The following is a 16,562-nucleotide window of genomic DNA, read 5'->3' as shown; positions in this document are numbered from 1 at the left end:
ATAGTTTTTATGTTTTCATTTATCTTTTTAATCAGATGAATGCTTTTTTAGTACATAATAAAGTGAAACTTTAATCAGTGGGGGGTTCATCGACCACTGATTATTAGCTCACACCAATCGGGCTTTTACGGTCAGCCCGCCCCCCACCTAACTTCTTTGCTTCCGCTGAATTTTGAGGTGGGGGTCTTACTACCCGTTAATGCGAGATAAAAAATATAAAAAAATATCCAGAAAAACTGTCACAAAATCCGTTTTTCTGGTTTCTCTATAATACAGGTATCAAATTGAAAGTGAGGTTTAAACGAACATGTTAACCATAGAAAATGAAGAAAGTCATGCTTCTAATATGACCTTTGAAGATTTATTTAAGCAGTACTATGCTTATGCTGTGAAACAGATTATATGGATTGTTAAAGATCAATCTATCGCTGAAGAGTTAGCACAAGAAGTATTTTTACAATTATATCGTAGCGATTGGAAAGGAATTAAAAATATACCTGGATGGTTGATTAAATCTTCTACTTATGTAGCTTATAACCATTTTCGATTTGAAAAAAGGCAGCAAGCGAAGATTGATAAGGAAATACAATACCATGAAGTACAAAATGTATCATCATTAGACGATGATTGGATAAGAAAAGAAGAAATTACAAAGGTCCAAACGACACTAAATAAAATGAATGATCGAGAACGAACCCTTTTACTAATGAAATTCTCTGGTTTTCAATATAAAGAAATTGCAGAAGTACTTCAAATTGAAATATCTTCTATAGGAACATTATTAGTCCGAGCCAAAATGAAATTCCGCAAGATTTATAAACAAATAGAGGAGGCATAACAAATGAAATGTTATGATATCGGGTTTATTCAAACATATATTGATGGAGAACTTTCTCATGATATAAGAAAGGAATTTACAAAGCACCTAGATACATGTGAAGCATGCCAAGATTTATTAGTAGAAATTAGTAAATTAAATCAATGGGAAAACGTAATGCTAGATGAAGAATCTGCAAATTCACCACAAGAAATCAAAATTGATATAGAACAAGCATGGAAAACATTTGAAAGTCGTTCCAAGTTAGACAACGTTTCTAATATAAATTACAAAAAACAACAAAAGAAAGGCATCTTTACAAACATGAGTAAAAAATCAAAATGTTTCATTTATACAGCAGTAGCTGCAGCTGCACTTTTCACAACAGCAATGATTCCACAAGTACAAGTGGCGGCTACAAATGTCGCTTCATATTTTTCTGATGCAATTACAAATGATAAAGTTGTAAATGAAGGAATAAAAGATGAAAATGGTATCACACAAGATATGATGAAGAATGGTAAATATATTCCTATTGATGAAAAAATTACAGATCAAGGTATTACTGTACATCTCAAAGAATTATTTATCGCAGATTCACGTATATCAGTTCATTATAGAATGGAAAAAGCTGACGGAAGTTTAGTACCATTTGAATTTGATACATCAGGATTAGATCTCCAAAGTGATGGTATAATTAATGGACAACAAGAGGAAAACCCTGAGATTAAACATGATGGGAGACTATCATTTATCCATGATGCAGATGATCGTCTTCCTTTTGAACTTGTGGCAGCAGGTCAAAAGTTAGATAAAATAGGCATCCGTGATAATGATAGACCCGAAGGTGTTGCTACATTTGTTATAACTAATGAAGAAAAAGACGTTTTTAAACAGCCTCTTACTTTAGACGTAAATATAACTAGAATTGGAAAAGTAAATGGATCTTGGAAAGCTCAAATTCCAATTGATACTTCACATTTGAAAAATAATACGAATTAACATGAAAAAAAGAATAGAACAATATGTATCTAATTCTCAGTTTATATGTTTTCTTGTTTTCGTTACATTTATTTCGTATATAGTTTTTACTCTATCTTTTATTTATGATTTAAGACCATTATAAGAAAAAGCCCTCTAAAAAAGTAGGAAAATAAATAACCGGTTTCTTAACGTATAAGGAATCGGTTATTTTGTATTTAAAATGCGTCTAAACGTACAAATTTCTTTTTATAAAAAAGAATAGACACCCTAAGGTGCCTTCCTCCGACTTGAACCATCTTAATTTTAATAATATGTATTGGACTCCCGTCCAACTATTATTTTACCACGTTAAGTTGTTTTGTTTATTGAGAAATACAATGTTTTATTTATGCTAATCTTCTGTATTAGTTCATTTTGTAGTCCGTGCAGCGGTTAACAAGAAAATAATAGCATTGATGACACCTAAAAGTCCCTGCTTAATCCACATAGATAATGCAGCATTTGTGCCAATGGCTAGAAAAATAAGCATTACTGTGTATCTATTGAATCTCAGTATAGACAACCTCCCGATGGGACTATATTTAAGGAAATTTCATTATTTTTTTGTTCCATAAAACATTGTACTTCCTAGTGAAGAGAAATTCAGTTTTACTTCTATAACTCGCCCTGTTTCCACTCTTTATTATGGATATCTAATCCTTCTTGACCAAAGAAATGGAGAATAAATTCTTTTTCATCACTATCAATTTTTTTAGCTAGTTTAGATCCCTCCATACTTTGCTTTTTTCCTGAACTTAAATAATGAATTTCTTCAAAGTCTTTAACTACAGATTCGAACTCTCCATCATACCATTTGTTCAGAATAGATTCATATTTTGATCTTTCATCATTATTAATAACATTTAAGTTGTTTTTTAAGTATTGAATGTTTTCTTTCGTCATTTGAAATCGCCCTACATCACGGGTACCGGAAACATGAAGATTATTCCCATTGAATGTGAGTTTTTGTAAAGACATATGTATCATCATATCATTTATAGTTTGCTCGTTTTGGATTTCACCAATCGACTGTGCCGCTTTAGAGAGTTCATCTTCACTTACTACATAACTATCTTTTTGCTGCTTTTGAATGGTTTGAACTTTCGGTTTTTCCTGAACCTTTTCTTCTTGTTTAGGTTTTGATTCAGTTGTAGTCTTCTCATTTGAGCTACAAGCAGCCATTCCCATAAGCAATGTACCGCATGTTAAAGCCATTAGTAACTTTCGGTTCATTTTTTTCCGCCTATCTGCATTAGTTATTTTAAACAGTTTTTTAATGTAAGATTTCTCATCTCATAGTAGCAAAGAATGTATCTATATATTGTCATGTTTTGTCGAAGAATAATAAAAAAACAACCTAGATCCCATAGGATCTAGGTTGCTTTTAATACGTAAACGTAATCGTCACTAAAGAATACCCTTCTTTCGCATTGTAAGGCTCCGCTTTATAAGAAACTCGATTTGCCCCTTGCGGATAATCGATTTCACCAATTGCCTTTTTCACATCTTGCAGTGCACCATTCATTGATTGCTTGTATAGCACTTCAATTTTCTCTGGTTTTGCACTATAGCGTTGCTGCATTTTATTTTTTAATTCGTTGTAGCTTGCGGGTAGTCTCCGCGGTTCCACTCATGATTTCTTGCGATTTGTTCATCTGATAAATTGAAATACGAATACGTTACGCGGCCCTGCTCATCTGGAACCGGATCATCAAATGTTGTATCAAGATGATACCATTTGTTTTCGATTTTCACTAAATTCCAAGCATGAGGTTGTCCGTCCCCAGTTCCTGTCACGAAATGATTTTCAATTCCTGCTTCTTTTAATAATTGATACGTTAATAGTGCGTAACCTTGGCAAACCGCAGAACGATTTACAAGTGCTTCATATGCTGTGTAAGCTTTATAAGACGTATCATAAGAAACATGTTTTACTACGTAATCATGAATCGCCTTCACTTTTTCGTGATCGTCCATTCCAACTTGAGTAATAGAAGAAACGATTGCTTTCGCTTGTTTCATGACATATTCCGTCTGTTCTTTCGTTTCACGATATGTAATCTTAAGCGTAAATGTATAATTTCCAGGTGATCCAGAAAGTCCATATGAAACATTCGATCTATTATTATTTGTATACTCATTTTTACTTGCAACTTCTTTATATGCGTTAAAAAGTGTATTCATCACTTCGTTTGTATTATTGTTTTTCGTTTTATATGGAAGGGTAATATTTGTCTCGTATGTATTAATACGCTTTTGTACTTCCTCTTTAAACGCTGTTAATAATGCAGCATCTCCTGTATCTTTCACATCGGCATTTTTATATTTTAAAGTTTTATATAAAAACTGCGCATACTGTTCACGTGTTACTGTGCCATACGGTTCAAAATTCCCGTTCCCTGTGCCATCTGCGATTCCATTTGACTGCACTGCACTAATTGCGTTTTCTGCCCAAAATGGATTTGGAACATCCTTAAAGGTATGTTTTTGTTTTGCCGCAAGATGGAAAGCATTTGTAAGAATTTGTGCCATTTCCGCACGACTCACAGAAGCTTTCGGTCTAAATTGGCCATTTTCATCACCTTTAAAAACTCCTAAATTCGTTAAAGTTAATACCTCTTCTGGAAACATTGTAGAACTTTGATTAATATCACCGTAAGGATTTTTAAACGTAGACCCATCCTTTAATACGTAACGAGTTCCATCATTACTAAACGAACCGCCTTGTTTATTCGGTACTAACACTCGATAAATTAAAGCCGCAACTTGCTCCCTTGTCGCAACATCTCCAAAACCAAATATCCCATTCCCATAACCGGAAATAATATTCTTACTGGCTAAATCTTTAATCGCAGGATATGACCAATGTGATGTCGGCACATCAGAAAAAACACCCACTTCAGCAGCTTTCACATCGCTGCCATTTGTATATAACAACGCACCACCAATAAGTGATAATGATGTAATTGATTTTAATAGTTTTGTATACATAATGTCTTCTCCCAATACGTTCTCTATTTTTGTTGGTTTATGTCGAAAAATCTAAAAATATGACAAAATATATTATACAATTAAAAGTTTTTGAGGGATATATTAAATTTTAAAATATGCAAAAATTCATATTAATATATTTTTCCGTATTAATATTATGTTGTTTCGATTGTGAATATATATAAGTAGTCAAGTCAACACAAATAATAAAAAGACAGCTATCCATAGATAACTGTCTTTTTATTGAATCCAATTTAATTATTTTGAAAATCTAGCATACCCCAAGAAGTGCTTTTGAGTGTATGAACTATTTATCTTACTTTTAATTACACCTGTTGTTTCGTCAGCTGCATGAATATATTCACCATTCCCTAAATATATTCCTAAATGAGAAGGACCCGCTTTATATGTATTCTGTAAGAATACTAAATCTCCTGGTTGAGGATCACTTATTTTTGTAACCATTCCCCAATATCCAGCTACACTTGTTCTTCCAATATTGTATCCATTATTTTTAAATACATAATAAATAAAACCGCTACAATCAAATGAATTAGGTCCACTATTTCCAAATACATATGGTTTTCCTAATTGTTTTAAAGCAAGGTCAACCACTCCAGAATTACCAGAATCTGTTTGGTTAAGATTAATCCACTTGTCGCCTTCCCATGTTTTAATCTTCAACCATCCACTAGTTGTCCCATCCACAACTCTAAAATTCTGCGGACTATATAATGCTCCAGCGTTTGCTTTTCCTGAACTAAATGAAGGTTCATTATACGCATAGAAAGATTTATTTATAAATCTTTCTTCTCCATCTAGATTCATCCATTTCTCGCCTTCCCATGTTTTAACCTTTAACCATCCACTGGTTGTCCCATCCACAACTCTAAAATTCTGCGGATTATATAATGCTCCAGCGTTTGCTTTTGCTGCATTAAATGAGGCTTCGTTATACGCATAGAATGATTTGTTTATGAATCTTTCTTCTCCATCTGGATTGATCCACTTATAACCTTCATAAGTACTTACTTTCATCCAGCCATTTTCTTTTTTTTCTACTACTCCCCAATTTTGTGGGTTAAATGGTGCTCCATAATTTGCTTTCTTTGCATTAAATGAAGGCTCATTATATGCATAAATCGTTTTGTTGACGGTAATTTGTTCAGCCGCAGGATTCATCCATTTTTCGCCTTCCCACGTCTTAAATTTAAGCCAACCATCTGTTGTTCCATCTACTATTCTAAATGTTTGTCGCCCGTACTTCGCTCCAGCATTCGCAACCTTTGATGAGAGAGAAGGTTCATCATATCCATAGAAATCTCCCATGACACGTTCTTCCCCATTTAAGTTAATCCAAACTGGACCTTCCCATGTTTCAATCTTCCACCAGCCATTATCTCTTTTTTCCACGACTCCTACATTTTGAGCACCATACTCTGATCCGCCATTTGTTTTAGCTGAATTAAAAGATGGCTCCTTATACCCATAGAATGATTGATTCACAGATTCTGAACTACTAGCAGCGTGAGTTACTATACTAAATGTAGAAATAGATAAAATGAGAATTAATAGCAATGATACGCCTTTTTTAAACATATAAACTTTTCACCTCTTCCTTTTTTTAACAGTATATTACCATAAGTACATTAACATAAATTTCTTTATTTATCTATAATTTACCATATTAATTGGTAAACAATTTAGATTATTATATTTCTTTTAAACCCTCTCTATTCAAGGCATGATTGGGTTCAATGTAATATGAAATACAAGATATGCAATATTGCATATCTTGTATTTTTTATATTAAATTATTTAATCTATTCTTTTCTTATACATCAGTATCTAATTTTTGCTAGTTGCTCTTCTTTTTAAAATAACTATTTTATTCACTTTTTTGATACATTTACGAAACATTTCTCTGTTATCTTCATTAAGTTCTTTTCTTTTTATAATGTCGTGCGAGATATACCAACACAGGAAGCCCTAGCCCCCTAATCCTAGGGCTTCTTTTTTAATAAGGATTTTATGCATTTTATTATTCCCACCAACTTTCTAAATTTTATATTCAATATATAATCACATTTAGTTTATAATATATTAATGGAACGTCACGTGTTTCAAATACAACATTTTTTGATGACCTTTAATACATAAAATGTTGTTATCAAGTCGGGGTAAAGCACCTTTGGGTGTCTTTTCTTTTGTACATTATATTCATTAGGGCTCATTTATTTTTTACAAACCCCACCCTTTTGCTTCCGACGGCGATGAGGAGTGGTTTTTTTGTTATCTTTGTCTAAAATTTGTTTCCTAAAAACATACGCAGAAACTTTACGTACAATGGTTTTCACAAATTCTTTTAGAAGTTCAAACAAAACTCCATTAGAGATAGTTTTATTAATTTTTTCACCACTAGCCGTAAAAATATCCTATAATCTATATATAACAAATCAATGTATTAGGAGTAGATAAAATGCCAGTTACACTCGAACTTATTCTTTTTATTCTTATAGCAATTAGTGCTGTTGGCTATTTAATAAAAGAATTTCAAAAAACTAGGAAACGAACACTTGGAATTTCACTAGAATTTTTAGTTCTTTTCTGGTCAATATGGAGAATATCAACTCTCATAATCTAATTTATAAAACATGAATTCCTTCGAATGAAGTGAAACTTTAATCAGTGGGAGTTTTATTTATCCCCCACTAATTATGAGTTAAACCAATCGGGCTTTTACGGGATAAATTTACCAGTATTTTTACCACAACATTCATGTTAAAATCCCTTGTGAGTACGACATAACTCGACCTTATGAAGCTCCGCAACTTTTATCGCGGAGCTCTTTTTATTTAAAATAACTATTTTGTTCATTTTTTTGATACATTTACGAAACATTCATATGTTACGTTATATAAGTCCTTTTTTAAATCTTATTCATTCTAGCAAAAAGTCCTAGTCCCCCTAGGGCTTTTTTGCATTCAAACAATGAGTTGTATTTTTTCTCAATAATCGAAACTACTTAACATAGTAAAATAATAATCGGACTGGCATTCAATACCATATTACAATGGATCAAATCGCAAAAAGGCACCTTAGGGTGTCTTTTTTATAGAGAATCAGTTTAAAAACTAAAAATAAAAGAACCTCAATAAATGAGGTTCAAAAAATCTACTATTTTAAATTACCTTCGTAAAAAGCAACTCCATTTTGAACATGTTTTAAGTACCACGTAATCGTCCCGCCACAAACATTTTCATTAAAACTATTAGCATATACTCCATTTGAGTAATAAAGAGTTCTTTTGAATTTACCATTAGAATACTCATAAGGAATTGAGCATGTTGCTTGCTTCGGAGAGCTCACAGCTTTTTGCGTATCAGCTGAAGCTGCCCCAATTCCTCCTGTTAATGCAATACCTGTTGCCAATAGCCCTACTACTAATTTCTTGAACATAATAAATCCCCCTTTAATAGTTTTTATAGCTTACAACTTAAATGTATCATTTTTGTAATTTATGTAAATATCTTGAACATGTAGAAATATTTATTTAATTATTGGTAATATTAGGATTTTTTTTATCAAATGTAAAATAGAGGGATTAGAGAAGCATGTGAAAATACAGATAGGTTTATATTAAATGAACGTGGTCCAAGTCGGCGAAAGGCACCTTTTGGTGTCTTTTTTGTACATAAAAAAATCTCACCATCTTATAGAAACGATAAAACCTTTAAAACAATAATTGCAACTATATTAATTTTACATTACATTAAGGTTAGAGAATGTTCTTATATTAATAAAGTGCTAAATAGTAGGTGGCAAAATGGAATTTAACGATTTGGGTATTACCATTAAAGAACTTAGAATTAAAAAAAATATATCACAATCCGAATTATGTCATGGAATATGTTCACAAAGTCAAATTAGCAAGATTGAAAAAGGTATGATTTATCCATCTAGTATATTGTTATATCAATTATCAGAAAGACTTGGTATTGATCCGAATAACATATTTGCACTAACTCAAAACAAAAGATTAAAATATGTAGAAAACGTAAAATACGTAATAAAAGATTGCTTAAAGCAAAAACAATATAAAGAACTTTATGAAATAGTAAAAAAAGAGAAAAACTTAAATAATTTTCAAACAAAAGATGAGAAACAATTTCTAATGTGGCATGAAGCAATTGCTATATTTATGGTGGATAAATCAATAAAAACTGCTTTAGATTTTTTAAATAATGCATTAAAACTGACTTTAACTAATTCTGATTTTTTATCAGAAAGAGAAATAGATATTATGCAAACAATGGCTATATTTTATGCAGAAAATAAAGAATATGAAAAAAGTATTAATATATTCAAAAGATGTTTAACTAATTTTAATAAATTAGATTTTCCTAGAGATAAAGAAATTAAATTAAAACTCATGTTAAATTTAGCAAAATGTTTCGACTTCACATATCAACATGAAGAGGCAATAAAGTATATTGATAAGGGTATCAAATTAGCAATTAATCTAAATACTTTATACTTACTAGGTGAACTATTCTATTTAAAAGGTCAGTGTTTATTAAAAATGAAACAACATAATGTAGAAGATGTTATTTATAACTGGAAAAAAGCATTATTTATATTTGAACTAACAGAAAAAGAATATTATACAAAAATGCTACCAGATGAACTTATTGAAATACAAAATAAAAAACACTCATAATTTCGTAAAAACTACTTACAAAACCCACAGAAAAAATCCCTACAGCTTTTAAACTTAGATCGATAATATTAAAATTAATTTAAGTCGGCGAAAGGCACCTTTAGGTGTCTTTTCTTTATTTTTACAAGGACCTGCTCAATTAATTTTTAAAAACATAATAGGGAATATTGTTTTATTTATCTCATTTTCAGTCATGCTATATAAAATTCGTTAATAAATCCACCTCAAATACTAGTTCCTTTTATAAGCCGTTTGTTTTGATGTAGATGACATTATTTTCAATACAATAGAATGAATTATGGGAACATATTTAGCAATATATATCAAAAAACATATTAAAAAACCCCCTCCACCTTAAGGTAGAAGGGATCTTTTAATTTCTATTTCAAACTACCTAAAATTTCTGTAAAGATAACCCCAAGCATATGTGCACCTGCATCTGGATATCCTAAACTTCTTTCACCAACTACCGCTCCTCTGCCGAATGATCTTTCAACGATAGATTATATGCCTTGAAGTGCTGTTTGCAACATTTCAATTCAGATATACGACAGTAAAGAATACATTATCACAGTGTCAGCAAGCAAAAGTGTATTCTGCATTTCTGAAAACAGTAGATGGCAGATTATGACCTACTGAATCTGCTAAGAAAGAATATACAAGAACATCCTTAACATCCTCTCTATTTCCACTAATGATGACATCAAGGAAATCTTCTACTTGGAATTCTGGAGTAAACAACACAATCTTAGTTGTTCTGTTTGGTTCTAAAGAAACAAAAGTACGAGAGATTTCAACTAATTCATTTTGAGTTGGGAAAAAGGTGTTTCGACTTCTCTTAACAGTTACCGTTACATTACTAGTATGACAGCGTGAATCATTGTTTAACATAATGTTGAGAGCAGTTGGAATAATCCCATTTTCAGAAACTGGAACTCGAAACACTCCAGTAGATTTATGAGCCATATAATCACATCCTTCCAAAATAAAATATATTTACAATATATTAAATGCAAAAAACGTTCATTTTGATATGGACAAATTACATGATTAATATATCTATAATAACCCTCGGTATTACTAAGCCAATGTTTTAAAAGATTAACAAATATCGCGAGAACCAATCGAATGTATATTAAAAGTAAAAAGAATAAGTTGTCTAAAAGACCCCCTATTTTGAGCCAATAATGAGACATTATGTTAATCTTATATGTATAGTTGCACAAAATTGAGAAACTTAAGGAGACAGATAAATTTTATGAGAAAATTATCTATATTACTTACTTTCATTCTAGTATTAGTCAGTGTTACGGCTGCTTGCACACAAGATAAAACAGATAGTGCCGTTGAAAATGGTCCAATAGAAGAACCAACCGCAAAAAATGAAAATGAAGAATTAATAAATTTTGAAGAAAAAGAAGATATGAGCCGCTTGGAACAAGGTATTTTATTAGTTGGTGAGAGTGTTAAGGGAGGCTATTACTTGACCGCTGTTCAAAGTGCCTATTTAAATGCTAGCAACGATTCCGTAGTTGTTAATGTCTCTGTAAAAAATGTACGAGGTCAAACGATTGGACTATCAGAATTAAAATATAACTTAAAAGATGAAAAAGACGGAAAGATCTATAAAGGAAAGGTGCTTGATCAAAACCCTTCTGATATACAAGTTAAACCAAATGAAACGGTAGAATTGAAAATAGCTTTTGAAGTACCACGTACCGCAGATGAATATATGTTTTATATTGAAAGCTCTTTAGACCCTCTACAAACATACTGGAAAATTGATAAGCTGCAATCACAAACAAACTAAGTCTAAAATAAGTAAAAAACAATGAAAAATTTAATATAGATACAAATGAATACTATATAAACGTAAGACCATCGATTTAATGAATCGTTGGTCTTTTTCAAAAAATGCCCCATTAAAAACTAAGAGATAAAAAAGAACTAATCTCGAGAAGAGATTAGCTCAATATATCCAAAGCTATTATGGTACATAGTTTTATGAGCAAACGTTATATAATGTTGTATGGGATACATAACCTGTCATCCCTTTATATGTAACTTTTAACCACTGCGCATCTTTGCACCATATACACCTACCGTACCTCCCTTTGCACAAGCTGCTACTACATTTTGATTTTCAGTAGCATTCGTAGCCGCGAAAGCAGAGCCGTTAAATGTAAATAAAGTAAATATAAAAGCTGTTAGTACTGTACAAATAGATAAACGACGTAACAAAATAAATTCCCCCTTTTTTTATAATTTACTTCTTCACAAATGATTATCTTAAATATTCTAACTATTTTCAATATATTAATGTTGAGAAATATTAGTTGTATTTTTGAAATAAGATTTTATCAAAAATAGTAACAAACTCATATTTTACTGAGAAAGAACCGAAAGAAGTCTTCTACATATCAACTATATAAAAATCCCTCCACCTTAAAGCAGAGGGACTTTCCAATTACTATTTCAAACTACCTGCAATCTCCGTAAAGATAACCCCAAGTGCATGTGCACCTGCATCTGGATATCCTAAGCTTCTTTCGCCAACTGTACCAGCGCGGCCCATGCGAGCTACGATTTCTTTCGTGTACTCTGCTCCTTTGACCGCTGCTTCTGCTCCTTTTTCAAAGGCAGTTTTTACGTCTACTTCGTTTGAGGCGCTATCTAACCAAGAGTCTACACATGGAGCAAGTGCGTCAACAAGTGTTTTGTCACCAACTACTGCTCCTCTGCCGAATGATCTTTCACCGATCGATTGGATGCCTTGCAATGCTGCTTGCAGCATTTCAGCGAATTCTTTCACTGTTAACTCACGCTTCTCGGCTGCTGCTTTACTAGCTGCGCGGAATGCACCGCCCCAAATTGGACCAGATGCGCCGCCGCAATGTTCCATAATAATCATCGAACAGCCGTCAAGGAATGATCCGACCGTTACGTTTTCTTGTTCTACAATAGAGTGCCACTCACGTTTTAATTGCTTAAATCCTTTTGCCACACTCATTCCGAAGTCGCCATCACCAGCATGCGTATCTAGCTCACAGAACGGTACTTCATTTTTAATAATAATATCGCTCATTTTATCAACGAGATAAATCATGTTGTTTAATGTAATAACATTATCTTTAATAACAGCGTGCTCTTCCGCAGTTTCTAGTTCAAATGAAACTTCCTTCTCTTCTGTCTCTTCAAGTACATTTACGTACTCTACACTTTCAACTGGACCGTCTACTTTAAACGCTGGTGTATTACATTCTTTTGATAGTAATGTTTTTAGCTCTTCATCTAACTTCATTACCGTTAAAGACATACCAGCCATATCAATACTTGTCATATAGTTACCGACGAATACTCTATTAATTTTAATGTTTCTTGCAGCTAGTTCTCTCGTAACTGCGTTGTTAAATAAGTAAAGTTCTTGCAGTGGTGTTCCGCCAAAACCGTTAACTAGAATTGCGATTTCCTCGCCATCTTTTACTCCTAAATCTTTTACAAGGTCATTTGTCATACGGTTCGCTAGTTCATCTGCTGACAGCATTTTTTCACGCTTAATTCCTGGTTCGCCGTGAATACCTACACCGTATTCCATTTCATCTTCCGCAAGTGTGAAAGTAGGTGATCCACTCGCTGGAACTGTACAAGACGTTAATGCTAAACCGATTGTGCGCACGTTAGCCGCTGCTTTTTCTGCTACAGCTTTCACCGCTCCTAAATCCATACCTGCTTCCGCTGCTGCGCCGGCAATTTTATGAACTAAAATAACGCCCGCAACGCCGCGGCGTCCTACTGTGTACAGGCTATCTTCTACCGCAATATCATCGTCCACCTTTACATAGTCGACTTCAATTCCATCTTCCGTCGCTAAATGCGCACCGTTTTTGAAATTCATAATATCGCCGCTATAATTTTTAATAATTAATAACGTACCTTTTTTACTAGCTGTCTCTTTAATCGCTTGGTATACCTGAATTTGTGAAGGTGACGCAAACACATCTCCGCACACTGCCGCATCTAACATTCCTTTTCCGACTAATCCTGCATGTGCCGGCTCGTGACCACTACCGCCTCCACTAATTAACGTTACTTTATTTTCGTTCATTTCTTTCTTCTTAATCACTTTATATTTTTTCAAAAGCTCAAGCTCTGGATGAGCCATAACCATTCCGTTGCACATTTCCATTACTAATGTTTCTGGTTTGTTTATAATCTTTTTCATTGTAGTTCTCCCTCAATTCCTTTAATATATTGTGATATATTTGAAATCTTCTTCTTACTAACCATGTTAAAATGAAAGCGTTTTATAGTAAACGGACAAAATGGACAATCTGTCTAAAGACACCGCTCTCATTTATAGATAGGATTTTCATATTAATAACATTCTAGGGATGATTCAGATGACCTCTTCTATAATTTCTAAAAAGATAATCGCGAACTCATTGAAGTATTTAATGGAAACAGAGTCGTTTCATAAAATATCAGTGAGCGATATTATGTTACACTGTCAAATGCGTAGGCAAACTTTTTATTATCATTTTAAAGATAAATTTGAACTATTAAGCTGGATTTATAGAGAAGAAACGAAGGAAAACATTATCGACTTTCTCGATTATGAAACGTGGGAAAACATTTTCGATTTATTATTTGATTACTTTTATGAAAATCAAAAATTTTACCGAAATGCTTTTAAAGTCATTGAGCAAAACTCGTTTAATCACTATTTATTTGAGCATACGAAAAACTTATATATGAAGATTATCGATGAACTATCTGTGAGCTGTGGATTCAGCCTTTCTGATGAGACAAAAAATACGATTGCCTCCTTTTATAGTCACGGCTTCGTTGGAACGATAAAAGATTGGATTGAAAGTAAGTGCGAAGTAGATCCTTCCATTATGTCTTCTCTTATGAAAAATATGATAAACAATCAATTACTACTATTACTGGAGCAATCAGCAAAGTAATTAAAGGGTGGCAAAAGCAATGAAAAAGATTATGAATGATGTACAAAATATCGTTCAAGATATGCTGCACGGCTTTTATTTTGAACATAACGACAAAGTAAATTACGATGAAACGAATAACATCATTTATGTAAAAGATATCGAAAAAATGAAGCAAGACGTCGCTATTATAAGTGGCGGTGGTAGCGGACATGAACCTGCTGATATTGGCTATGTAGGAAAAGGTATGCTTACAGCGGCAGTAAACGGAAGCATCTTCACTCCGCCTACAGTGGAACAAATTGCGGCGGCAACTCGCCTTATGCCAAAAGATAAAAGTATACTATTCATTATTAAAAACTTTAAAGATGACGTTGAGAACTTTCTTGCGGCAAAGCAGATCGCTAAAGAAGAAGGAAGAAAAATTGACCACATCATCGTAAATGACGACGTTTCAATTGAAGATGATGCTTCTTTTAATAAAAGAAGACGCGGCGTCGCTGGTACTGTTTTCGTTCAAAAAATACTTGGTGCGGCCGCTCTTGAAGGCCATTCTCTAGAAGAACTAACAACACTTGGCCGCTCTATCACTAAAAACTTACACACATTAGGAGTTGCTCTTTCCCCTGTCAACGATCCAGTAAAAGGAAAAGCTTCATTCACATTAAATGACGATGAAGTGTTTTATGGCGTCGGCATTCACGGAGAAAAAGGTTACCGTAAAGAAGCACTATCCTCTTCTGAAATATTAGCGATCGAACTAATGAACAAACTAAAAAGCATTTATCGCTGGAGAAAAGGAGACAACTTCGCTATCCTCATTAACGGACTCGGCGCAACTCCATTAATGGAACAATACATTTTCGCAAACGACATTCGCCGTTTGTGTGAACTTGAAGGATTGCAAGTGACATTCGTAAAGGTTGGTACACTGTTAACTTCTTTAGATATGAAGGGTGTTTCGCTTAGTTTGCTTAAGGTAGAGGATTTTGATTGGGTGAAGTGGTTGAAGGCGGATGTTAGAGTGGGTAATTGGTAAGTAAAAATTATGATGATAAAAGCCTTTAACTATAACAAGTTAAAGGCTTTTTGCAAATTGAAATATCACTCGAGCATTCAAAAGAAATTCGTAATTGCCTCACTGAATGATGACAGGTCTTCCAAATAAAGCTGGATGATAAATTAACATCGCTCCTACAAATGAACATACTAAACAAAAAATAGCCTCGTATTTTATAACTAGAGAAGAGCTGGTATCAAGCTTTTCCCCCTCTCTTTTAAATATCATTTTTAAAGCTCTATATAATAAATACCCAATAATCGCCCCGAGGGTGTTCGTAAATAAATCATCAATATCTGTAATTCTATTATTTAACAATTGATTTAACTCAATTGCCAATGAAAAAAAGAATCCTGCACATACCGTGTTTTTTATTTTTCTAAAATACGGCCAAATCATCGGTAATAAAAAACCGAACGGCATAAACAGTACGATGTTCAAAAGATACGTAGTACTACCTGCCGTATCAAATAGAGTCAAGTTGATTTGACTTACACGAATCCACGTTTCATATCTACTTATATCCCATACAGTTGCAATCTGCGTCACCTTATACACTAACGAAAGGTAGAACAGAAAAACATATACCCATAGAAAATGCCGAATAGATATGTTTCTTTTCGCTTTAAAATAAAATCCAATTTGAAATAAAATACAAAACATAATTGTAAAAAAATAAGTATACAAATAACTCATTAAAACTTCTGTATGCATGTGGAATCCCCTAACTTTACATTTTCATCTATTATTTTAGAATATAGTTTAAGAACCAGTACTTTGTTCATATGTTTAATCTTCTACTTTGTCTTCGAATATAGGGAATATATTAAAAATAAAAAAATCCCCACTTATTCATTTTCAGTCTCCTCCTTGATGTAACTTGTTTATAGGATAGAAAAAACTTTTAAAATAAAAAGTGGGGGAAATATAAAATTTTTCTTAAATTTTATGTTAGATTTTATTATTACTCTAATTACTAATCCGCTATTCGTTGTTAGGCAACAG

The 16,562-nt window shown here is 32.8% G+C and carries 13 protein-coding genes and 2 pseudogenes; 6 read left to right on the top strand and 9 right to left on the bottom strand.

Features of this window, described 5'->3' with window-relative positions; translation table 11 throughout:
* Positions 1–307 precede the first annotated feature (307 nt).
* Together MHH55_RS21275 and MHH55_RS21270 are read left to right on the top strand one after the other, a co-directional pair.
* Positions 308–838: an RNA polymerase sigma factor SigX gene (locus MHH55_RS21275; protein ID WP_000955512.1), complete on the top strand. Its 531-nt coding sequence runs from the start codon at positions 308–310 to the stop codon at positions 836–838.
* 3 nt (positions 839–841) lie between these two features.
* On the top strand, positions 842–1,819 hold the full coding sequence (locus MHH55_RS21270; protein ID WP_000650420.1) for a DUF4179 domain-containing protein: 978 nt from the start codon (positions 842–844) through the stop codon (positions 1,817–1,819).
* Between the two features lie 636 nt (positions 1,820–2,455).
* Here MHH55_RS21270 and MHH55_RS21265 read toward each other — a convergent pair.
* The 4 genes and pseudogenes from MHH55_RS21265 to MHH55_RS21250 all read right to left on the bottom strand — a co-directional run bounded on the left by MHH55_RS21265 (position 2,456) and on the right by MHH55_RS21250 (position 8,290).
* Positions 2,456–3,073, bottom strand: coding sequence for a DUF6241 domain-containing protein (locus tag MHH55_RS21265; protein ID WP_001080425.1), 618 nt, complete (start codon positions 3,071–3,073; stop codon positions 2,456–2,458).
* Positions 3,074–3,224: 151 nt separating this feature from the next.
* Positions 3,225–4,831: pseudogene (locus MHH55_RS21260) on the bottom strand (S-layer homology domain-containing protein).
* Between the two features lie 258 nt (positions 4,832–5,089).
* A complete protein-coding gene (locus MHH55_RS21255; RefSeq protein ID WP_078187054.1) occupies positions 5,090–6,430 on the bottom strand; it encodes a C40 family peptidase in 1,341 nt (446 codons plus the stop codon).
* A gap of 1,578 nt (positions 6,431–8,008) precedes the next feature.
* Positions 8,009–8,290, bottom strand: coding sequence for an LCI fold-containing protein (locus MHH55_RS21250; protein WP_000473837.1), 282 nt, complete (start codon positions 8,288–8,290; stop codon positions 8,009–8,011).
* A 367-nt stretch (positions 8,291–8,657) separates the two neighbouring features.
* Between MHH55_RS21250 and MHH55_RS21245 the strand changes: the two genes are divergently transcribed.
* A complete protein-coding gene (locus MHH55_RS21245; RefSeq protein WP_000395467.1) occupies positions 8,658–9,551 on the top strand; it encodes a helix-turn-helix domain-containing protein in 894 nt (297 codons plus the stop codon).
* 380 nt (positions 9,552–9,931) lie between these two features.
* Here MHH55_RS21245 and MHH55_RS21240 read toward each other — a convergent pair whose 3' ends face one another.
* On the bottom strand, positions 9,932–10,051 hold the full coding sequence (locus MHH55_RS21240; protein WP_071740898.1) for a DAK2 domain-containing protein: 120 nt from the start codon (positions 10,049–10,051) through the stop codon (positions 9,932–9,934).
* 76 nt (positions 10,052–10,127) lie between these two features.
* The gene (locus MHH55_RS21235) at positions 10,128–10,517 is read right to left on the bottom strand and encodes a hypothetical protein (RefSeq protein WP_000940664.1); all 390 of its coding nucleotides are present in this window, start codon (positions 10,515–10,517) and stop codon (positions 10,128–10,130) included.
* A gap of 292 nt (positions 10,518–10,809) precedes the next feature.
* Here MHH55_RS21235 and MHH55_RS21230 point away from each other — a divergent pair, with 292 nt between their 5' ends.
* The gene (locus tag MHH55_RS21230; protein WP_001228902.1) at positions 10,810–11,361 is read left to right on the top strand and encodes a DUF4352 domain-containing protein; all 552 of its coding nucleotides are present in this window, start codon (positions 10,810–10,812) and stop codon (positions 11,359–11,361) included.
* A gap of 192 nt (positions 11,362–11,553) precedes the next feature.
* Here the strand turns inward: MHH55_RS21230 and MHH55_RS21225 are convergent.
* Positions 11,554–11,792: pseudogene (locus tag MHH55_RS21225) on the bottom strand (hypothetical protein).
* Between the two features lie 229 nt (positions 11,793–12,021).
* Positions 12,022–13,773 (bottom strand): dihydroxyacetone kinase subunit DhaK, encoded by a 1,752-nt coding sequence (gene dhaK, locus MHH55_RS21220; protein WP_078187379.1) that lies wholly within the window; start codon positions 13,771–13,773, stop codon positions 12,022–12,024.
* Positions 13,774–13,951: 178 nt separating this feature from the next.
* Here dhaK and dhaS point away from each other — a divergent pair, with 178 nt between their 5' ends.
* Both dhaS and dhaQ read left to right on the top strand, forming a co-directional pair.
* Positions 13,952–14,518: a dihydroxyacetone kinase transcriptional activator DhaS gene (dhaS, locus tag MHH55_RS21215; RefSeq protein WP_000204220.1), complete on the top strand. Its 567-nt coding sequence runs from the start codon at positions 13,952–13,954 to the stop codon at positions 14,516–14,518.
* A gap of 19 nt (positions 14,519–14,537) precedes the next feature.
* Entirely contained in the window at positions 14,538–15,536 is a 999-nt protein-coding gene (gene dhaQ, locus MHH55_RS21210) for a DhaKLM operon coactivator DhaQ (RefSeq protein ID WP_000723363.1), read from the top strand.
* Positions 15,537–15,635: 99 nt separating this feature from the next.
* On the opposite strand, the gene MHH55_RS21205 is transcribed toward dhaQ, so the two are convergent.
* Positions 15,636–16,271 (bottom strand): VanZ family protein, encoded by a 636-nt coding sequence (locus MHH55_RS21205; protein ID WP_000556719.1) that lies wholly within the window; start codon positions 16,269–16,271, stop codon positions 15,636–15,638.
* Between the last annotated feature and the right edge of the window lie 291 nt (positions 16,272–16,562).

Origin of the sequence: Bacillus sp. FSL K6-2944 (assembly GCF_038005385.1) — a bacterium.
Classification (GTDB): Bacteria; Bacillota; Bacilli; order Bacillales; family Bacillaceae_G; genus Bacillus_A; species Bacillus_A cereus.
The sequence above is the reverse complement of the archived record's forward strand: the minus strand, read 5'-3'. Positions and strand labels throughout refer to the sequence as shown.